Source organism: Nonomuraea bangladeshensis (genome assembly GCF_039529455.1).
Taxonomy (GTDB): Bacteria; Actinomycetota; Actinomycetes; order Streptosporangiales; family Streptosporangiaceae; genus Nonomuraea; species Nonomuraea bangladeshensis.
The window spans coordinates 404,901-424,570 of sequence record NZ_BAAAMV010000009.1 but is presented as its reverse complement, the minus strand read 5'-3'; the positions used below and the strand labels follow the sequence as shown (position 1 = coordinate 424,570).

Sequence of the window (19,670 nt, the reverse complement as noted above, 5' to 3'; positions counted from 1 at the left end):
CACGTTACGTGAGCGAAACAGGTGGGAATCGTGTGCATAGAGTCACCATTGTTTTCGGGGGGACCTATGCGCACGATTCGGGCCACGCTGCTGGCGGGCTGCCTCCTGGTGGCCCTGTGCCCGGCCGCCCACCCCGAGCCGCGCCCCGGCGCCCACGACCTCCGCAAGGCCCGCCAGACCGTACGCGAACGCTCCCTCGCCCTCGCCACCACCAGCGCCAGGCTGGCTACGGCGCAGTCCCGGCTCGCCACCCTGGCCGCCCACGTGGAGCGGCTGGTCGAGGCCTACAACGGCCAGCTGGTGAGCCTGCGCGCCGCCGAGGAGAAGGCCCGCGAGACCCAGGCCCGCCTGGCCGCCGCCGACGCCGAGGTCGAACGGGCCAGGCAGCCGGTCGCGCTGCTCGCCGCCGAGGCGTACGGCGGACTCGGCATGCTGGGCCCGATCCTCGGCCTGCTCACCGACCACGGCGACGACGAGGGCGCGCTGCACCGCGCGAGCGTGCTCGGCCAGCTCAGCGGCGAGCGGGCGGCGATGCTCGCGAGGCTCCGCGACGCCCAGCAGGTGGCCGCGATCCTGCGGACGCAGGCGGCGGAGGCGCGGGCGGAGCAGCAGGTGATGGCCGAACGCGCCCGCGCGGCGAAGGACGCCGCCAGGGAGGCGGTGGAGAATCAGCGCCGCGAGACGACGGCGTTGCGGGCCCGCGAGCACCGCCTGCAGCGCCGGGTGGACGCCGCCCGCACGCGGGCCGACCTGCTGGCCAGGCGGCGGGCGGTGGCCGCCTCCGCCGCCGGGCTGATGACCGGCGGCTCGGCGATGGGCGACGTGGCGGCCGACTGGGCGCTCACCCAGCTCGGCAAGCCGTACGTGTGGGCGGCCGACGGCCCCGCGACCTTCGACTGCTCGGGCCTGACCATGCGCGCGTGGGAGCGGGCCGGCGTCGCGCTCGACCACTGGACGGGCACCCAGTGGACGGCCGGCCCGCACGTCCCGCTCGACCAGCTACGCCGCGGCGACCTGCTGTTCTTCGCGCACGTGACGAGCGACCCGAGCACGATCCACCATGTCGGGATCTACGTGGGCCGCGGCCTGATGGTGCACGCCCCGCAGACCGGCGACGTGGTGCGGGTGGCCTCCATCTGGCGGGGGGACCTGGTGGGCGCCACCAGGCCCCTGTGAAACGCGCCCCATGAGCGTGTCAGTGATGCCCGCCGGACTCCTTGAGCCGCTGGAAGGAGCGCTCGATCTCGGCCTCGGCCTCGGCGCGGCCCACCCAGTTGGCGCCCTCGACGGACTTGCCGGGCTCCAGGTCCTTGTAGACCTCGAAGAAGTGCTGGATCTCCAGCCGGTCGAACTCCGACACGTGATGGATGTCCTGGATGTGGTGCATCCGCGGGTCGGTGGACGGCACGCACAGGACCTTGTCGTCGCCGCCCTTCTCGTCGGTCATCCGGAACATGCCCACCGCCCGGCACGTGATGTAGCAGCCGGGGAACGTCGGCTCCTGGAGCAGCACCAGGGCGTCCAGCGGGTCGCCGTCCTCGCCCAGGGTGTTCTCGATGAAGCCGTAGTCGGCGGGGTACTGCGTGGAGGTGAACAGGAGCCGGTCGAGCCTGATCTTCCCGGTTTCGTGGTCCACTTCGTACTTGTTCCGTTGCCCCTTGGGAATCTCAACGACAACGTCGAACTCCACCGCGGTTCCTCCGCTCAAGCCCCCGGGCACCCCCGGACGGGCGTTAATGTCTCTAGGCGAACACAGGAGAGAGGGCAGACGTGGCGCGGCACGACCGGTTGGTGATGCTGGCCACCCTCGCCGTGCTCCAGGTGCTGACGGTCGTCACCGGCGTGTACGCGATGACCACCGACTTCAGCCTGGGCGCGCTGACGAGGCAGACGTCACCGACCGAGCCGACGGCGTCCTCGCCGGAAGGGTCTCCTCCTCCCGCCCCCGTGGTCACCTCGGGGCCGGTGCTGGCCGGGCTTTCGGTGAAGTCAGGAGGCGGACCTCTCCCGACCAAGGGTACTTTGACGCGACAGCTCACCGACGCGCTGGGTGACGAAGCGCTCGGAAAACGAGTGGGCGCCGTGGTCCTCGACGCGGCCACCGGCGAGCGGATCTTCGCGGCCGGCGCCGACACCCCGATCACCCCCGCCTCCACCACCAAGATCGTCACCTGCGTGGCGGCGCTCGCCTCGCTGGGCCCCGACGCCCGGCTGTCCACCCGCGTGGTGCAGGGCGCGGCTCCTGACACGGTGGTGCTCGTCGGCGGCGGCGACCCGCTGCTGGCCGGTCCCTCGGCCCGGCAGGGCGGCTACCCGAAGCAGGCGAGCCTCGCCACCCTGGCCTCCCGTACGGCCGCCGCGCTCAAGGCCCGCAACGTGAAGAAGGTCACCCTCACCTACGACACGTCGCTCTACACCGGCCCCGCCACGGCCCCCGGCTGGAAGCCCGGCTACATCCCCGAGGGCAACGTGGCCCCCGTCCACGCGCTCGCCATCGACGAGGGCCGCCAGAACCCGCGCTCCAACACCCCCCGCGTGTCCGACCCGCCCGCCCACGCCGCCGCGGCCTTCGCCCGGCTGCTGCGCGGGAAGGGCGTCACGGTGGCCAAGTCGGTCCGGCCGGGCAAGGCCCCCGCCGGGGCCGCCGAGCTGGGCCGGGTCGACTCGGCACCCGTCTACGCGCTGGTCGAGCACACCCTGACCCACAGCGACAACGACCTGGCCGAGGCCCTCGCCCGGCACGTGGCGATCAAGGAGGGGCAGCCCGCGTCGTTCGACGGCGGGACGAAGGCGATCATCGCGGTGCTCCAGCGGCTCGGCGCCGCCCAGGGGGTCGCGCTGTCCGACGCCAGCGGCCTGTCCATCCGCAACCGCATCAGCGCCGCCGCCCTCGCCAAGCTGGTGGCCATGGCGGGCTCGCCGGCCTCGCCCGGCCTGCACGCGGTCGCCTCCGGCATGCCGATCGCGGGGTTCTCCGGCACGCTCGGCAACGGCCGCCGCTTCACCGGCCGCGACAGCCGCGGCCAGGTGGGCCTCGTACGCGCCAAGACCGGCACGCTCAACAACGTCAACACCCTGGCCGGGCTGGCCACGACGAAGGACGGCCGGCTGGTCACCTTCGCCTTCCTGGCCGACCAGGTGCCGGTCAACGCCGAGCCCGTGCTCGACCGGCTCGCGGCCATCGTCGCGCGGTCTTGACCGGAAGCACGTACGGTGGACGGTATGCAGGTGATCGACTGGGATCTGGCCGTCACGACCGGCACGCGCCTCGTGCGCCCCGGTCCTCAAGTGAGCCGGGAGGAGGCCAGGCAGGCCGTCACCGAGCTCCGCACCCTGTCGCGTGAGGCAGAGGGCCACGTACGCGAGTTCACGAAGATCCACACGGAGACCGCGCCGCAGCCGGCGACCATCGTGGACCGGCCCGGCTGGATCAGGGCCAACGTCGAGGGCTTCCGCGTGGTGCTCGAACCACTGACCCAGCGCGTGGGCAACAGCCCCAACCCGCCGGCCGCCATCGTCACCGCCGTGGGCTCGCGGATCACCGGCGTCGAGGTCGGCGCGGTGCTGGCCTTCCTCGCCTCGCGCGTGCTCGGCCAGTACGAGCTGTTCCTGCCGCCCGACCCGACCGGTCAGGAGCCGGCCGGGCGGCTGACGCTCGTCGCGCCCAACATCGTCCACGCCGAGCGCGAGATGGGCGTCGACCCGCACGACTTCCGGCTGTGGGTGTGCCTGCACGAGGAGACCCACCGCGTGCAGTTCACGGGCGTGCCCTGGCTGCGCGAATACGTCCGCTCGCAGATGACCGAGTTCCTGCTGGCCTCCGACCTCGACCTGCCCACGCTGCTCGAACGCCTGCGCGGCGCCGCCGACACGGTCGCCGACGTGGTGCGGGGCGGCGAGGGCAACCTCATCGACGTCATCCAGTCGCCCGCCCAGAAGGCCATTCTCGATCGCCTCACGGCCGTGATGACCCTCGTGGAGGGGCACGGCGACTACGTGATGGACGCCGTCGGCCCGTCCGTGGTGCCGTCGGTGGCCGAGATCCGCGGCAAGTTCGCCCATCGCCGCGAGGGCGGCTCCCGCCTCGACCGCACCGTCCGCCGGCTGCTCGGCATCGAGGTCAAGATGAAGCAGTACGCCGAGGGCTCGGCCTTCGTGCGCACGGTCGTCGGCCGCGTCGGCATGGACGGCTTCAACAAGATCTGGACCAGCGCCGAGACCCTGCCCACCACCCAGGAGATCGCCGACCCCGGCCTGTGGATCAACCGGGTGATCGACACCCCGGCCCTGCCCGCCTGACCCGGAGCGGCCCGGACCCGCGACAATGACGGTCGTGGGCCCACATCCAGCCGTAGCCGACGTCCGCAGAGCCGTACGGGAGGCGCTCGCCGACCTGCCGCCCGAGGCCCTGGTGCTGGCGGCGTGCAGCGGCGGGGCCGACTCCACCGCGCTGGCCGCCGCGCTGGCGTTCACCGCCCCGCGGGCCGGGCTGCGCGGCGGGCTGCTCACCGTCGACCACCGGCTCCAGGAGGGGTCGGGCGAGCGGGCGCGGGCGGTCGCCGCCCAGGGCGCGTGGCTGGGGCTCGACCCCGCGGAGGTGCTCACCGTCACGGTGGGCACGGCGGGCGGTCCCGAGGCCGCGGCCAGGGAGGCCCGTTACGCCGCGCTCGCCGCGGCCGCCGACCGGTACGGCGCCGCGGCCGTGCTGCTCGGCCACACCAGGGACGACCAGGCCGAGACCGTGCTGCTCGGGCTGGCCAGGGGGAGCGGGCCGCGCTCGCTGTCCGGGATGGCGGCGCGGGCCGGTCTCTACCGCCGCCCCTTCCTCGACCTGCCGCGGGCCACCACCGTGGCCGCCTGCCGGGCGCTCGGGCTCGACCCCTGGGACGATCCCCACAACGACGACCCCCGCTACACCCGGGTCCGCGTCCGCCGCCGGGTGCTGCCCGTGCTGGAGGAGGAGCTCGGGCCGGGGGTGGCGGACGCGCTCGCGCGTACCGCGCGGATGGCTCGCGAGGACGCCGACGCGCTCGACGCATGGGCCGATTCGGCCTACCGGGATTGCGCTCTAAGCGATATCGCCGGATCCGTCACCCTCTCGGTGGCGGAGCTGGAGCGGCTGCCGGACGCCGTCAGGCGGCGGGTGCTCCGCCGGGCGGCCATCGCCGCGGGAGCGCCGTCCGGGGCGCTCTCCGCGACGCACGTGCTGGCCGTGGACCGGCTGGTCACCCGCTGGCGGGGGCAGAAGCCCGCCGATCTGCCCGGGGGTCTGAGCGCCGCACGGCGGTATGGCACCCTGATACTCGCCAAGAGTCCCCACGCGTAAGGAACCACAGGTGGACGCTGCCGACATGGGCAATGACCTGGAAAAAGTGCTCATCTCCGAGGACGACCTCCAGGCCAGGATCAAAGAGCTGGCCGGGCGCATCGACGACGATTACGCGGGCAAGGACGTTCTGCTCGTGGGCGTGCTCAAGGGCGCCGTCATGGTGATGGCCGACCTGGCCAGGGCCTTGCACGTGCCCGTGCAGATGGACTGGATGGCGGTGTCGTCCTACGGCGCAGGCACCAAGTCGTCCGGGGTGGTCCGCGTGCTGAAAGACCTGGACACCGACATCTTGAACCGCCATGTGCTGATCGTCGAGGACATCATCGACTCCGGGCTGACGCTGCACTGGCTGCTGGAAAACCTGAAGTCGCGCAATCCCGCCTCGCTGGAGATCTGCACCGCGCTGCGCAAACCCGACGCCGTGAAGGTGCCCATCGACGTCAAATACGTCGGCTTCGACATTCCCAGCGAGTTCGTCATCGGTTATGGGCTCGACTACGCCGAGCGTTACCGCAACCTGCCGTTCATCGGCACTCTCGCGCCCCACGTTTACCGTTAGAACGTTAAGCGTTCTCTCTTGCCACGGCCGGGAACATCGCGCAACGTGACGTACGTTGATAGGGCAAGGCCGGTGTAGCGGGCGGTCCCTCCGCCCGCTCTGCCGGTGTACCTTCAGACTCCGGAAGGGTGACCTTGAGTCCCCTTCGGGTAGTCAGAAGTCGCGGTGCCGGATGCCGCGGCCCCGGGCACGCCCGGGGTTCCAGGCCATGGTCAGGAAGGGACGGGCCCGCAAGGGGTTCCGCATCGGATGGATCTCAAGCGATTTACACGTGGGCCACTGCTGTGGATCCTGGGCATCGTCGTGCTGCTCCTGCTCGTCACCCAGCTGTGGAGTGGCGGCGGAAACTTCAAGCAGGCCGACACGTCCTTGGTGCTCCAGCAGATTCGCGCCGGCAATGTCAGCAACGCCAAGGTCGTCGACAAGGACAACCGCATCGAGGTGACGCTGAAGAACCCCGTCACCGTGCGCAAAGGCGACCAGCCGACCAAGCTCGTCCAGGCCTACTGGGTCACGGGCTACGGCAGCAAGCTGACCGACGAGCTCCAGGCGCAGGTCGACGCCAAGAAGACGGACAGCTTCACCACTGAGGTGCCCCAGGAGAACCTCCTGGTCAGCATCCTCATGAGCTTCCTGCCGATCGTCATCATCGTGCTGATCTTCCTGTTCATGCTGAACCAGATGCAGGGCGGCGGCTCCCGGGTGATGAACTTCGGCAAGTCGAAGGCCAAGCTCATCAGCAAGGACACTCCCAAGACCACGTTCGCCGACGTCGCGGGGGCCGACGAGGCCATCGAGGAGCTCCAGGAGATCAAGGAGTTCCTGCAGGCCCCGGCCAAGTTCCAGGCGATCGGCGCCAAGATCCCCAAGGGCGTGCTGCTCTACGGCCCGCCCGGCACCGGCAAGACCCTGCTGGCCCGCGCGGTCGCGGGCGAGGCGGGCGTGCCGTTCTACTCGATCTCCGGCTCCGACTTCGTCGAGATGTTCGTCGGCGTCGGCGCCTCCCGCGTGCGCGACCTGTTCGAGCAGGCGAAGGCCAACGCCCCGGCGATCATCTTCATCGACGAGATCGACGCGGTCGGCCGTCACCGCGGCGCCGGCCTCGGCGGCGGTCACGACGAGCGCGAGCAGACGCTCAACCAGCTCCTCGTCGAGATGGACGGCTTCGACGTCAAGGGCGGCGTGATCCTCATCGCCGCGACCAACCGGCCCGACATCCTCGACCCGGCGCTGCTGCGTCCGGGCCGCTTCGACCGGCAGGTCACCGTCGACCGTCCCGACCTGGAGGGCCGCAAGGGCATCCTCAAGGTCCACGGCCGGGGCAAGCCGTTCGCGCCCGACGTCGACCTCGACACCATCGCCCGCCGCACCCCCGGGTTCACCGGCGCCGACCTGGCCAACGTGATCAACGAGGCCGCCCTGCTCACCGCGCGGGCCGACCAGAAGCTGATCACGATGGAGCTCCTCGAGGAGTCGATCGACCGTGTCATGGCAGGGCCCGAGCGCAAGACGCGGGTCATGTCCGACAAGGAGAAGAAGATGATCGCCTACCACGAGGGCGGTCACGCGCTGGTGGCGCACGCGCTGCCCAACTCCGACCCGGTGCACAAGATCACGATCCTGTCCCGCGGCCGGGCGCTCGGCTACACGATGACGCTGCCGATGGAGGACAAGTTCCTCGCCACCAGGTCCGAGATGATGGACCAGCTCGCGATGCTGCTCGGCGGCCGCGCGGCGGAGGAGCTCGTCTTCCACGAGCCCACCACCGGCGCCTCCAACGACATCGAGAAGGCCACGGCGGTCGCCCGCCGCATGGTGACCGAATACGGCATGAGCGAGCAGCTCGGCGCCCGCAAGTTCGGCAGCGGCCAGGCCGAGGTGTTCCTCGGCCGCGAGATGGGCCACGAGCGCGACTACTCCGAGAAGATCGCCTCCACGATCGACGAGGAGGTCCGCCGGATGATCGAGACGGCGCACGACCAGGCGTGGGACATCCTGGTCCAATACCGCGACGTCCTCGACAACCTCGTCCTGGAGCTCATGGAGAAGGAGACGCTCTCCCGCGAGCAGGTCCTGCAGATCTTCGCGCCGGTGGTCGTCAAGGAGCACCGTCCGTCCTACGCGGGATACGGCAAGCGCCTGCCCTCGGACCGGCCGCCCATCCTGACGCCGAAGGAGAAGCAGTCGGCCAACGGCTCGCTGACCTCGGGCCACCAGGACGCGCTGCCGGCCGGCGGCGACGGCGTCTGAAGCAAGCACCACCGGAGCACTTTGTGACACAGCACGACGTCGACCTCGCCCGCATCGAGAAGGCCGTCCGCGAGATCCTCGCCGCCATCGGCGAGGACCCCGACCGCGACGGCCTGGTCGAGACGCCCGCCCGTGTGGCGAGGGCCATGGCCGAGCAGTTCTCCGGCCTCGGCCAGACGCCCGAAGACGTGCTCAACAAGGTGTTCGACGTCGATCACGACGAGATGGTGCTCGTCAGGGACATCGAGGTCTACTCGACCTGCGAGCACCATCTGGTCCCGTTCCACGGCCTGGCCCACGTCGGCTACATCCCCAACCAGCGGGGCCAGGTGACGGGCCTGTCCAAGCTGGCCAGGCTGGTGGACGTCTTCGCCCGCCGCCCGCAGGTGCAGGAGCGGATGACGTCCCAGATCGCCGACGCGCTGATGCGCGTGCTGGAGCCGCGCGGCGTGATCGTGGTGGTCGAGTGCGAGCACCTGTGCATGACCATGCGCGGCGTACGCAAACCGGGCGCGAAGACCGTGACCTCGGCGGTCCGCGGCGACTTCCGCACCAGCGACAAGACCCGTTCCGAGGCGATGGCGCTCATCCTCGGCAGGTGAGCCATCCTTATCCACAACCGGGGACCCGCGATGTCAGCAGGTGTGGTGGAACGCCTAGGCTTGGCCCATGACTAGCATGCCCATCAGCGTGCCGGGAGGGGCGGAGCGGTGTCTCGTCATGGGCGTGGTCAACGTGACCCCCGACTCCTTCTCCGACGGCGGCCGCTGGTTCGACGAGGCGGCCGCGATCAGGCACGGCTTCGAGCTGGTCGATGAGGGGGCCGACCTCGTCGACGTGGGCGGCGAGTCCACCCGTCCCGGCGCCGCCCGGGTCTCCCTGGAGGAGGAGCTGGCGCGGGTCGTCCCGGTGATCAGGGCGCTGGCCGCCGAGGGCGTGGCCGTCAGCGTCGACACCATGCGCGCCGAGGTGGCGCGGGCCGCGGTCGAGGCGGGCGCGCGGCTGGTCAACGACGTCAGCGGCGGCCTCGCCGATCCCGAGATGCCGCGCGTGGTGGCCGCGACCGGCGTCTCTTACGTCGTGATGCACTGGCGCGGCCACAGCCACGACATGCACACCAGGGCCGTCTACCACGACGTGGTCGGCGAGGTGCGCGAGGAGCTGAGCAAGCGGGTGAGCCTGGTGCTGGCCGAGGGCGTGTCGGAGCAGCAGATCGTGCTCGACCCCGGCCTCGGCTTCGCCAAGAACGCCGAGCACAACTGGGCGGTGCTGGCCGGCATCCCCCAGCTGGCGGAGCTGGGTTATCCGCTGCTCATCGGGGCGTCGCGCAAGAGGTTCCTGGGGCGGCTGCTGGCCGACCCCGACGGCACACCCCGGCCGTTCAGCAGGAGCGACGACGCCACCCTGGCCGTGACCGCCCTGGCGGCTCAGGCGGGCGCTTGGTGCGTACGCGTGCACGAGGTCGGCCCCAACGCCGACGCGGTGCGCGTGGCCGCCGCATGGACACGAGCGGGAGCAGGCACATGAGCGTCGACACGGCCGCCATCGAGACGGTCAACCAGGAGTTCTACACCGCGATCGAGGGCGGCGACCTCGACAAGATGACCGAGATCTGGGCCGAGGACACCGCCGACGACCAGGTGAGCTGCGTGCACCCCGGGTGGGCGCTGCTGACCGGGCGGTCCGAGGTGCTGCGTTCGTGGGCCCTGATCATGGCCAACACGACCTACATCCAGTTCGTGCTGACCGACGTCAACACCACCGTGCTGGGCGACGTGGCCGTCCTCACCTGCGTCGAGAACATCCTCACCGCCGGCGACGAGGGGGAGGCGAGCTTCGCGGCGGGCAAGGTGGTCGCGAGCAACGTCTACCTCCGCACCTCCCAGGGCTGGCGGCTGTGGATGCACCACGGCTCGCCGGTGCTCCAGGGCGACGACGACGAGGAGGAGGACGGCGAGCTTGAGCCTTGATCGCATCGCGCTCAAGGGCCTGCGGGCCCGCGGGCGGCACGGCGTGCTCCCGGCCGAGCGCGAGCTGGGCCAGGAGTTCGTGATCGACGCCACGCTGTTCCTCGACACCGCGCCGGCCGCGGCCGGCGACGACCTCACGGCGACCGTCCACTACGGCGAGCTGGCCGAGGAGCTGACGCGGGTGGTGTCGGGCGAGCCGGTGCAGCTCATCGAGACGCTGGCGCAGCGCCTCGCCGAGGTCTGCCTGGCGTACGAGCCGGTGGTCAAGGTCGAGGTGAGCGTGCACAAGCCGGCGGCGCCCATCCCGCTGCCCTTCGACGACGTGGTCGTGACGATCGAGCGGAGTCGCGTATGAAGACCGTCATCGCGCTCGGCAGCAACCTGGGCAACCGCTTCCAGATCCTCCAGGGAGCGGTCGACGCCCTGTTCGACGCGCCGGGCCTCAAATTCGTGAAAGCGTCCCCGGTCTACGAGACCGATCCGGTGGGCGGCCCCGAGGGGCAGGACCCCTACCTCAACGCGATCGTGGTCGCCGAGACCACGCTGGAGCCGCGCACGCTGCTGGAGCGGGCGCTCAGCGTCGAGAACGCCTTCGGGCGGGAGCGCGCCGAGCGCTGGGGGCCGCGCACCCTCGACGTCGATCTCATAGTCGTGGGCGAGACCGTCTGCGACGACCCCGACCTGACGCTGCCGCACCCGAGGGCGCACGAGCGGGCGTTCGTGCTGGTGCCCTGGCTGGAGGCCGACCCGGCGGCCGTCGTGCCCGGCCACGGCCGGGTGGTCGACCTGCTGGCCGGGCTCGACCGGCAGGGCGTGCGGCCGCGGCCCGACCTGACCTTGCAGAGGCCCGATTGAGGCCCACGCACCCCGGCCACCTGGTCGGCATCCTCGTCGTTCTCGCACTGCTCACCTGGGCGCTGCTGCACCGGTTCTACGGCGACATCGCGTGGCTCCTGCCGTGGACCGCGATCCCGACCCTGCTGCTGCTGGCGCTCGGCGAGGGCTACAGCGGCTGGATCACCAAGGCCAGGATCGCCCGCAAGCCGGGCACCAAGCCGGTGGAGCCGCTGGCCGTGGCCCGGCTGGCGGCGCTGGCCAAGGCGTCGGCGTACGCGGGGGCGGCCTTCGGCGGCGGGTTCGCCGGCTTCGCGCTGCACACGGTGGGCATCCTCGACCGCGAGACGCCGCGCTCGGAGTTCTTCATCGCCACGGGGTCGTTCGCGGCGTGCGTGGTGCTGGTGGTCGCGGCGCTCTACCTGGAGCACGCCTGCCGGGTGCCGAAGGACCCGGAGGATCAGAAGCCCCGGTAGCGCCAGTCGCCGTCCTGCTCGTCCGGCAGGCCGGCGCCGGGCGCGCGCCGGGCGTCGGCCCGTCCCGGGTTTGAGCGCTATTTGTCGATGTCCCCCACGACGAAGAACATCGAGCCGAGGATGGCGACCATGTCGGCCACCAGGTGTCCTGGCAGCATCTCGCGCAGCACCTGGACGTTGTTGTACGAGGCCGAGCGCAGCTTGAGCCGCCACGGCGTCTTGTCGCCTTTGGAGACCAGGTAGTAGCCGTTGATGCCGAGCGGGTTCTCGGTCCACGCGTACGTGTGCCCCTCCGGCACCTTCAGCACCTTCGGCAGCCGCTGGTTGATTGGCCCGGGCGGCAGCGAGCGCAGCCGTTCGACGCACATGTCGGCCAGGTCGAGCGAGACCTTGACCTGCTCGAACAGGACCTCGAAGCGGGCCTGGCAGTCGCCGGCGTCGCGGGTGACGACCTTGACGGGCAGCTCGGGGTAGGCGAGGTAGGGGTCGTCGCGGCGCAGGTCGAGGTCGACGCCGGAGGCACGGGCGATGGGGCCGCTGACGCCGTACTGCATGACCTGCTCGCGGGTCAGCACGCCGACGCCCTTGGTGCGGGCGACGAAGATGTCGTTGTGCAGGATGAGGTCCTCGATGACCGGCACCCGGCGGCGGGTCTCGGCGACGGCCTCCGACACCCGGTCCAGCCAGCCCAGCGGCAGGTCCTCCTTGAGGCCGCCGACCCGGTTGAACATGTAGTGCATGCGTCCGCCGGAGATCTCCTCCATGACGGCCTGGATGCGCTCGCGCTCGTTGAAGGAGTAGAAGATCGGCGTCATCGCGCCCAGCTCCAGCGGGTAGGAGCCGAGGAACATGAGGTGGCTCAGCACCCGGTTGAGCTCGGCCAGCAGGGTGCGCGCCCACACGGCCCGCACCGGCGGCTCCATGCCGAGGAGGCGTTCGGCGGCGAGCACCACGCCCAGCTCGTTGGCGAACCCGGCCAGCCAGTCGTGCCGGTTGGCCAGCATGATGATCTGGCGGTAGTCGCGGACCTCGAACAGCTTCTCCGCGCCCCGGTGCATGTAGCCGATGATCGGCTCGGCGGTGGCGATGCGCTCGCCGTCGAGCGTGAGCCGGAGGCGGAGGACGCCGTGCGTCGAGGGGTGCTGGGGGCCGATGTTGAGGATCATGTCCTCGGTGGCCAGCTCCTTCGCGCCCGCGCCCATCCCGACCACACGTTCCGTCATACGGCCATGCTCCCACCGTCCATGGAGGTGAGCCAGCGCGGGGCACGGTCGTTGGTCAAGGATCGGTACGGATTCGCCGCACCTGCGGGGACTTGGGGTGGTCGTGGGGAGAAGACGGGAGACGGGGGGAGAAGCACCATGAAGAGAGTTGTGTTCGATGTGGCGGCCCTGATCGCCCGGGTGGTCACCGGTGTGATCTTCGTGGCGCACGGCTTGCAGAAGTGGCAGGGCGGTCTCGGCGCGACGACGCAGATGTTCGGCGGGATGGGGATCCCGCTGCCCGGCGCGGCCGCCGGCTTCGCCACCGTGGTCGAGACCGTCGGCGGCGTCTTCCTCATTCTCGGGCTGCTGGTGCGGCCGGTGGCGTTGCTGCTGCTGATCGACATGATCGGCGCGATCGTCTTCGTGCACGGGAACAGGGGCGTCCTGGTGGGCGAGGGCGGATGGGAGCTGGCGGGCGCGCTCGGCGCGCTGTGCCTGCTGTTCCTGGCGCTCGGCGGCGGCCGGATCGGGCTGGACGGGCTGTTCGGCGCGATCTTCCGGCGCCGCGCGCGGCAGCGGGTCGCCGAGGACGAGCTGATCGAGCACCGGCGCGGCCCGGCCATGGGTCCGGGCCCGTCCAACGTCAACGTCAGACCCGGCGGCGCGGAGGGCGCCTACCAGCCGGGCGCCGGGGGGCCGATGACGCCCGCGGAGCCGGGGATGCCCGCCGAGCGGCCGGAGCCCCCCCGGCAGCCGGCCGCGCCGCGCACCCACGCGGGCGGCCTCGACGACGCGGACATGCGCGACATCGACGCCCTGGTCTCCGAGGACCAGCCGGAGCACCGCAAGCCGCCGAACCGCTGACCGGGCGCCCGGGTCGCCCGCGGTCAGCGGGAGACGATGGCGCGCAGAGCCTCGATGAGCCGGTCCACGTGCTCCTGCGTGGTCCCGATGCCGATGGAGGCCCGTACGGCCGAGGCCGTGCCGTCCTCGCACCCGCCGTCGGCCGTGCCCAGCAGGTGCCGGACGAACGGGTGCGCGCAGAACTTGCCGTCGCGCACCCCGATGCCGTACTCGCCGGACAGCGCCTCGGCCACCTCCCGCGCCGTGTGCCCGTCCACGGTGAACGACACGATGCCCACGCGCGGGTGGTCGTCACCCCACAGGGCCAGCTCGCGTACGCCCTCGATGGTGGCGAGCCCGGCCCGCAGCCGCGCGAGCAGCCGCTCCTCCTCGCGCACCAGCGCGGTCCAGCCGGTGGCGCTGAGCGCGTCGCAGGCCGCGGCGAGCGCGATCGCGCCGAGCACGTTGGGGGTGCCCGCCTCGTGGCGCGGCTCGGGGTCCTCGTGCCACTCGGCCTCCTCGCCCACCGCGCGCACCGCGCCGCCGCCCTTCAGGTACGGCTCCCCGCCCGCCAGCCAGTCCCCGCGTCCCACCAGCGCCCCCGCGCCGAACGGCGCGTACAGCTTGTGCCCGGAGAAGGCCACGTAGTCGAGGTCCAGGGCGGTCAGGTTGAGCCGCCGGTGCGGCACGAGCTGCGCGGCGTCCACCAGGATGCGCGCCCCGTGGCGGTGCGCGATGTGCGCCAGCGCGGCGATCGGCCACAGCTCGCCGGTGACGTTGGAGGCGGCGGTGACGACGAGCAGCTTGGGCCCGTCGATGGCGGCCAGCGCCTCGTCGGCGGCCCGTACGGCCTCGCCGGGGAAGGCGGGCGGGGCCAGCCGGACGGCCTCGCCCCAGGGCAGGAGCGAGGCGTGGTGCTCGGTGTCGAAGACCACGACGGTGGTGCCGGCGGGCAGGCAGCGGGACAGCAGGTTGGTGGCGTCGGTGGTGTTGCGGGTGAAGATCACGGCGTCGGAGGGGCGGGCGCCGACGAACGCCCGTACGGTGTGGCGGGCCTGCTCGTACCTGGCGGTGGTGAGCTGGGAGGCGTAGCCGGCGCCGCGGTGGACGCTGGAGTAGGCCGGGAGCGCGGCGGCGACGGCGGCGCTGACCGGCTCGAGACAGGGCGCGCTGGCGGCGTAGTCGAGGTTGGCGTACCGGACGAGGCGGCCGCCCTTGACCGGCACCTCCAGGTCGGCCCCGACCACGGCGGGGATGGGCCGGGCGCTCTCCGGCGCGGCGGCGGCGGGGGCCTCGGCGGGGGCGGCGGCGTCGTTGAAGATCGTCAGCGTGGGCACAGCACTGCTCCTCGGGTCATCGGACCCCAGGAAACGGCCTCGGAGCCCGCGCTTGCCCGCCACACCTCGTGACGGACCAGGTCTTCACCCGGGGCACCCCGCCGCGGACGCGAGGGTTGCCGGCCAGCTAGCCGGGGCTTGTCGCTGGCACTCATGACCTACGCCCGCACTATAACCGACACCCCGCGGCCGGACGCAAGCCCGTGAACTTATGCGGCGGGTAATGCGTTGTGCCCGAAAAGTTCTCGGCCCGCGTGTCACGGAGGTATGCAGATGTTGGACTGGGTCGCCGATCCCCAAATCTGGATCGGCTTCTTCACCCTCGTCACCCTGGAGATCGTCCTGGGGATCGACAACATCATCTTCATCTCCATCCTGGCCGGGAAGCTGCCGCCCGAGCAGCGCGACAGGGCCCGGGTGCTCGGTCTGGCCGCGGCCCTGGTCAGCCGGCTGCTCCTGCTGCTCGGCCTGTCGTGGGTGGTGCAGCTCACCGAGCCGCTGTTCACGGTGCTCGGGCACGAGATCTCGGGGCGCGACCTCATCCTGCTGCTGGGAGGGCTCTTCCTGCTCGGCAAGAGCGTCACCGAGATCGGTCACACCATGGACGGCCCGGCGGGCAAGGACGGCAAGAACGCCGCCGCCGTCTCGTTCACGTCGGTGATCGTGCAGATCATGGTCCTGGACGTGGTCTTCTCGCTGGACTCGGTCATCACCGCGGTCGGCATGGTGGACGAGCTCGGCGTGATGATCGCGGCGGTCGTGGTGGCGGTGCTGGTGATGTTGTTCGCCTCGGGGCCGATCAGCCGTTTCGTGGACCAGCACCCGAGCGTCAAGATGCTGGCGCTGGCGTTCCTGGTGCTGATCGGCGTGGTGCTCGTGGCCGAGGGGCTGGACCAGCACATCCCGAAGGGCTACATCTACTTCGCGATGGCGTTCTCGGTGGTCGTGGAGCTGCTGAACATCCGGGTGCGCAGCAAGAACGCCAGGCAGCGGCAGGTGGAGGCTGCCGAGCAGGAGGGGGAGCCTCCTAAGATGCAATAGTGCGCTTTGACCCCTGGAATCCGGATTTCGTAGCCCACCCGTACCCGGTCTACGACGAGCTGCGGCGCGAGCGGCCCGTCTGCTACTACGAGCCCACGAACCAGTGGCTCGTCTCCCGCCACGCGGACGTCAACGCCCTGCTCAGGGACCGCCGCCTGGGCCGGTCGTACCTGCACGTGGCCACGCACGAGGAGTTCGGCAGGCAGCAGGAGCCGGAGTTCCAGGAGCCGTTCTGGCGGGTGATCAGGGCGGGCATGCTGGACGTCGAGCCGCCGGTGCACACGAGGCTGCGCCGGCTGGTGTCGAAGGCGTTCACGCCGCGCATGGTCGAGTCCCTGCGCCCGCGCGTGCGGGCCATCGCGGGCGGCCTCGCGGACGCGTTCGTGGCGAAGGGCGGGGGCGACCTGCTCGCCGAGGTCGCCGAGCCGCTGCCGGTCACGGTGATCGCGGAGATGCTCGGCATCCCCGAGGCCGACCGCCACCTGCTGCGCCCCTGGTCGGCCGACATCTGCGGCATGTACGAGCTCAACCCGGCCGTCGAGGCGCAGCACACCGCCGTCCGCGCGGCCACGGAGTTCGCCGCCTACCTCAGGGACCTGGCCCGCGCCCGCCGCGCCGCCCCCGGCGACGACCTGATCAGCGCGCTCGCCCAGATCCCCGAGCTGACCGAGGACGAGCTGATCGGCACCTGCGTGCTGCTGCTCAACGCCGGCCACGAGGCCACCGTGAACGTCACCGGCAACGGCTGGTGGTCGCTGTTCAGGAACCCGGAGGAGCTGGCCCGGCTGCGCGCCGACCGCTCGCTGCTGCCCACCGCCGTCGAGGAGCTGCTGCGCTGGGACACGCCGCTGCAGATGTTCGAGCGGTGGGTGCTGGAGGACATCGAGGTCCACGGGGTGGAGATCCCGCGCGGGGCCGAGGTGGCGCTGCTGTTCGGCTCGGCCAACCGGGACCCGGCCGTGTTCGAGGACCCGGACCGGCTGGACGTGGGCCGGGCCGACAACCCGCACATCTCCTTCGGCGCCGGCATCCACTTCTGCCTGGGGGCGCCGCTGGCCCGCATCGAGCTGATCGAGTCGTTCGGGGCGCTGCTGGACCGTACGGCGAGCCTGGAGCTGCGCGAGGAGCCCTCGTGGAAGCCCGGCTACGTCATCCGCGGCCTGGAGGCACTCCACCTCACCGCCACCCCCGCCTGAGCGCCGTCAGCGGCGCTGGTCGAGCCAGCCGAAGCCGCCGAGCCCGGACGGGTCGATGAGCTCGCCCTCCTCCGACGCCCGAGCCAGCGCCCGCAGGTAGCCGCGCGGATCCCGGTGCGCCAGCTCGACCGGCGGCCTTGCGCCGGTCAGCCCCAGGGAGCGCAGCGCCGCGCGCTGTGTGGACAAGGTTGTGGATATCGCGCCCGCCCGGCGGCCCGCCTCGGCGCACGCGTCGAGCGCCACGTGCGCGGTGATGTCGCAGGTGCCGTCGGGTATGGGGCTGACGACCGCCCCGTCCCGATAGCCGGTCAGCGTGCCGCAGGGGGGACGGTTGTCCACAGGGTGTGCATAATCGACGGCGATCGCCCGGCCCCTGGTGAGGCGGGTGACGACGGCCGCCCACGCCTCGTCGCGCGGCCGGCCGATCTCGGCTCGCGCCCCCACCCGGGGCAGCGGCCACCACCGTTCCAGCCACTCCCGGTCGGCCGGCCGCAGGGGTCCGCCGATCCGCTCCTCGCCCGTGTGGACGTCCACCATGACCAGCCGCGGCCCGCCGGCGGTCTGCTCGACGACGTCCACCGGCACGTTGTCGAGCCATTCGTTGGCGATGGCGAGGCCCTGGATGGAGTCGGGCAGCCCGCCGCGCCACTCGATCCGCTCGGGCAGGCCCTCGGGCCGGGACGACAGATCGACCGCCGTGACCCGCAGCCGCTCGCTCAGGCCGGGCTCGGCGGCGGCCAGCACACGGGTGACCAGCGTGCCCTCGCCGGCCCCGATGTCCACCAGGTCGAGCGCGTCGGGCTTGCCCAGCTCGGCGTCCACCTCGCGGAGCAGCGCGAGCACCGCCTCGGCGAACGCCGCCGAGGCGCTGACGGACGTGCGGAAGTGGCCCGAGGGGCGCTCGCGGAGGTAGAAGCCCGCCTCGCCGTACAGCGCTCGCTGGGTCGCCGCGCGCCAGGTCAGCCACATGTCATGGACTATCTCACGACCGGCCGACGGCACGCTTGGTCATCATGTGACTACTCATTGTCGTGCGCTTGCGCTATTGTTTACGTTCTGTCGCCAGACGGTCGCGTTGCGCCAACCCCCAGTGGCGACTGCGGCGGCCGTTCCCGGCACAAGCCAACGTCCGCGGCCCCAGTGCCGCGCTGTCAAGAAGGAGCACACATGCTGAAGAAGACCCTGGTCCTGGTCGGTGCCGCCGCGGCTCTCGCGCTGGGCGCGCCCGCCGCCCACGCCGACATCACCAGCGGCAACGGCAGCATCCTCGGTGGCAACCAGATCCGCATCCCGATCAGCGCGCCGATCAACGTCTGCGGCAACACCGTCGCGGTCATCGGCCTCGGCATCGCCGGCTGCAAGGGCGGGGCCTACTCCCACCAGACGAGCCGCTGACCAAAGCGGGGAGCCCGGACCGGCGCGGTCCGGTCCGGGCTCGGACTCCCGGCCGGGCAGTCGGCGGTCGCGCCGGCCAGGCGCACCTCCAAGAGGTCACACCCCGCGGGCGTCGGGTCCACTGCGGACTCGGCGCCCGCTGCTATGCGGTGAACCCCTCTCCTCATCTCTTCCGACAGGGGGTGCACTATTTGTCTGCCCTTGTCGCTTTTGCCAATAACTCAACCTCCAGCAAAGCACCAGTCACATTCCCTGGACGGAGAGGCCGTTACGCTGGGCGGCAGTGCCATCCGGTCGACAGGGGTGAGACGTCATGGAGGCAGGAGATCGCCCGGCGCGGCTCAGCGTGGGCGTGCTCGGGGCGGGCAAGGTCGGCTCGGCCCTCGGGGCCGCGTTGCGGCAGGCAGGCCACCGCGTCGTCGCCGCCAGCGGCTTGTCCGACAACTCCCAGCGCTGGGCGGCCGAGCGGCTCGGCGTGACGCCGTCGCGGCCCGACGAGGTGGTGAACGCGGCCCAGCTCATCCTGCTGACCGTGCCCGACGACGCGCTGCCCGACCTCGTGGGCGGCCTCGCCGCCACCGGCGCCGACCTGCAGGGCAAGCTGGTCGTGCACACCAGCGGCGCGTACGGGCTGTCGGTGCTCGACCCGGCCGCCGAGCGCGGCGCGCTGCCGCTCGCGCTGCATCCCGTGATGACGTTCACCGGCCGCGACGACGACCTCAACAAGCTCACCGGCATCTCCTACGGCGTCACCGCCCCCGACGCGCTGCGCCCGATCGCCGAGGCCCTGGTGATCGAGATGGGCGGCGAGCCGGTCTGGATCGCCGACGCCGACCGCGCGCTCTACCACGCGGCCCTGGCCGGAGCCGCCAACCACATGGTCACCCTCATCGCCGAGTCCTCCGACCTGCTCGGGCGCATCGGCGTCGAGCATCCTGGCCGGATGCTGGGACCGCTGCTCGGCGCCGCGCTCGACAACGTCCTGCGGCTCGGCATCGCCGGCCTCACCGGCCCGGTCGTACGCGGCGACGCCGGCACCGTGCGCAAGCACGTCGACGCGCTCATCCTGGCCGCCCCCGAGGCGGCCGACGCCTACATCGCGCTGGCCAGGCTCACGGCCGACCGCGCGCTCGCCGCCGGGCTGCTCAAACCGGAGGAGGCGGAGCGGCTGCTCGACGCGCTGGGCGGCAATATATGGACCTGACCGTGCGAGGAAGCGCCGCCGCGAAGCGGAG

21 protein-coding genes and 1 riboswitch are annotated in these 19,670 nt (G+C 71.7%); of the genes, 17 read left to right on the top strand and 4 right to left on the bottom strand.

The window, feature by feature from the left end; genetic code table 11:
- Window positions 1–66: 66 nt before the first annotated feature.
- Window positions 67–1,176: a C40 family peptidase gene (locus ABD292_RS31290; protein ID WP_344213612.1), complete on the top strand. Its 1,110-nt coding sequence runs from the start codon at window positions 67–69 to the stop codon at window positions 1,174–1,176.
- 19 nt (window positions 1,177–1,195) lie between these two features.
- Here the strand turns inward: ABD292_RS31290 and ABD292_RS31285 are convergent, their stop codons facing one another.
- On the bottom strand, window positions 1,196–1,690 hold the full coding sequence (locus tag ABD292_RS31285) for an inorganic diphosphatase (protein ID WP_091081296.1): 495 nt from the start codon (window positions 1,688–1,690) through the stop codon (window positions 1,196–1,198).
- Between the two features lie 80 nt (window positions 1,691–1,770).
- On the opposite strand from ABD292_RS31285, the gene dacB reads away from it, so the two are divergent.
- From dacB to ABD292_RS31230, 11 genes are all read left to right on the top strand, one after another.
- A complete protein-coding gene (gene dacB / locus ABD292_RS31280) occupies window positions 1,771–3,198 on the top strand; it encodes a D-alanyl-D-alanine carboxypeptidase/D-alanyl-D-alanine endopeptidase (protein WP_344213609.1) in 1,428 nt (475 codons plus the stop codon).
- Window positions 3,199–3,222: 24 nt separating this feature from the next.
- Window positions 3,223–4,299, top strand: a complete 1,077-nt coding sequence (locus ABD292_RS31275; protein WP_344213607.1) for a zinc-dependent metalloprotease — start codon at window positions 3,223–3,225, stop codon at window positions 4,297–4,299.
- A gap of 25 nt (window positions 4,300–4,324) precedes the next feature.
- Window positions 4,325–5,326 carry a tRNA lysidine(34) synthetase TilS gene (gene tilS / locus ABD292_RS31270; RefSeq protein WP_344213605.1) on the top strand — a complete coding sequence of 334 codons (1,002 nt, stop codon included), beginning with the start codon at window positions 4,325–4,327 and terminating at the stop codon, window positions 5,324–5,326.
- A gap of 10 nt (window positions 5,327–5,336) precedes the next feature.
- A complete protein-coding gene (gene hpt / locus ABD292_RS31265; RefSeq protein ID WP_329588489.1) occupies window positions 5,337–5,888 on the top strand; it encodes a hypoxanthine phosphoribosyltransferase in 552 nt (183 codons plus the stop codon).
- Window positions 5,889–6,137: 249 nt separating this feature from the next.
- On the top strand, window positions 6,138–8,138 hold the full coding sequence (gene ftsH / locus ABD292_RS31260; RefSeq protein WP_344213602.1) for an ATP-dependent zinc metalloprotease FtsH: 2,001 nt from the start codon (window positions 6,138–6,140) through the stop codon (window positions 8,136–8,138).
- Entirely contained in the window at window positions 8,135–8,740 is a 606-nt protein-coding gene (gene folE, locus ABD292_RS31255) for a GTP cyclohydrolase I FolE (RefSeq protein WP_051112430.1), read from the top strand. The genes ftsH and folE overlap by 4 nt, the downstream gene beginning before the upstream one ends.
- A gap of 67 nt (window positions 8,741–8,807) precedes the next feature.
- A complete protein-coding gene (gene folP, locus ABD292_RS31250) occupies window positions 8,808–9,665 on the top strand; it encodes a dihydropteroate synthase (RefSeq protein ID WP_449949618.1) in 858 nt (285 codons plus the stop codon).
- A complete protein-coding gene (locus ABD292_RS31245; protein ID WP_020540842.1) occupies window positions 9,662–10,108 on the top strand; it encodes a nuclear transport factor 2 family protein in 447 nt (148 codons plus the stop codon). The genes folP and ABD292_RS31245 overlap by 4 nt, the downstream gene beginning before the upstream one ends.
- Window positions 10,098–10,463: a dihydroneopterin aldolase gene (gene folB / locus ABD292_RS31240; protein WP_344213599.1), complete on the top strand. Its 366-nt coding sequence runs from the start codon at window positions 10,098–10,100 to the stop codon at window positions 10,461–10,463. Before ABD292_RS31245 ends, folB begins: the two co-directional genes overlap by 11 nt.
- Window positions 10,460–10,963 (top strand): 2-amino-4-hydroxy-6-hydroxymethyldihydropteridine diphosphokinase, encoded by a 504-nt coding sequence (gene folK / locus ABD292_RS31235; RefSeq protein ID WP_344213597.1) that lies wholly within the window; start codon window positions 10,460–10,462, stop codon window positions 10,961–10,963. The genes folB and folK overlap by 4 nt, the downstream gene beginning before the upstream one ends.
- Window positions 10,960–11,418, top strand: a complete 459-nt coding sequence (locus ABD292_RS31230) for a DUF3180 domain-containing protein (protein WP_344213595.1) — start codon at window positions 10,960–10,962, stop codon at window positions 11,416–11,418. Before folK ends, ABD292_RS31230 begins: the two co-directional genes overlap by 4 nt.
- 77 nt (window positions 11,419–11,495) lie before the next feature.
- Here ABD292_RS31230 and ABD292_RS31225 read toward each other — a convergent pair whose 3' ends face one another.
- Window positions 11,496–12,641: an NADH-quinone oxidoreductase subunit D gene (locus ABD292_RS31225; RefSeq protein WP_344213593.1), complete on the bottom strand. Its 1,146-nt coding sequence runs from the start codon at window positions 12,639–12,641 to the stop codon at window positions 11,496–11,498.
- Window positions 12,642–12,779: 138 nt separating this feature from the next.
- On the opposite strand from ABD292_RS31225, the gene ABD292_RS31220 reads away from it, so the two are divergent.
- Entirely contained in the window at window positions 12,780–13,487 is a 708-nt protein-coding gene (locus ABD292_RS31220) for a DoxX family protein (protein ID WP_344213591.1), read from the top strand.
- 23 nt (window positions 13,488–13,510) lie between these two features.
- On the opposite strand, the gene ABD292_RS31215 is transcribed toward ABD292_RS31220, so the two are convergent.
- The gene (locus tag ABD292_RS31215; protein WP_425565196.1) at window positions 13,511–14,803 is read right to left on the bottom strand and encodes an aminotransferase class V-fold PLP-dependent enzyme; all 1,293 of its coding nucleotides are present in this window, start codon (window positions 14,801–14,803) and stop codon (window positions 13,511–13,513) included.
- Between the two features lie 43 nt (window positions 14,804–14,846).
- Window positions 14,847–14,962: riboswitch (SAM riboswitch) on the bottom strand.
- A gap of 114 nt (window positions 14,963–15,076) precedes the next feature.
- Here ABD292_RS31215 and ABD292_RS31210 point away from each other — a divergent pair.
- Both ABD292_RS31210 and ABD292_RS31205 read left to right on the top strand, forming a co-directional pair.
- Window positions 15,077–15,844: a TerC family protein gene (locus ABD292_RS31210; protein ID WP_423451944.1), complete on the top strand. Its 768-nt coding sequence runs from the start codon at window positions 15,077–15,079 to the stop codon at window positions 15,842–15,844.
- Window positions 15,844–17,040, top strand: a complete 1,197-nt coding sequence (locus ABD292_RS31205; protein WP_344213587.1) for a cytochrome P450 — start codon at window positions 15,844–15,846, stop codon at window positions 17,038–17,040. Before ABD292_RS31210 ends, ABD292_RS31205 begins: the two co-directional genes overlap by 1 nt.
- A gap of 6 nt (window positions 17,041–17,046) precedes the next feature.
- On the opposite strand, the gene ABD292_RS31200 is transcribed toward ABD292_RS31205, so the two are convergent.
- Window positions 17,047–18,009: an SAM-dependent methyltransferase gene (locus tag ABD292_RS31200; RefSeq protein ID WP_344213585.1), complete on the bottom strand. Its 963-nt coding sequence runs from the start codon at window positions 18,007–18,009 to the stop codon at window positions 17,047–17,049.
- A gap of 198 nt (window positions 18,010–18,207) precedes the next feature.
- Between ABD292_RS31200 and ABD292_RS31195 the strand changes: the two genes are divergently transcribed.
- Both ABD292_RS31195 and ABD292_RS31190 read left to right on the top strand, forming a co-directional pair.
- Window positions 18,208–18,435: a chaplin gene (locus ABD292_RS31195; RefSeq protein WP_329588507.1), complete on the top strand. Its 228-nt coding sequence runs from the start codon at window positions 18,208–18,210 to the stop codon at window positions 18,433–18,435.
- A 313-nt stretch (window positions 18,436–18,748) separates the two neighbouring features.
- On the top strand, window positions 18,749–19,639 hold the full coding sequence (locus ABD292_RS31190) for a Rossmann-like and DUF2520 domain-containing protein (RefSeq protein WP_344213583.1): 891 nt from the start codon (window positions 18,749–18,751) through the stop codon (window positions 19,637–19,639).
- Window positions 19,640–19,670 lie beyond the last annotated feature (31 nt).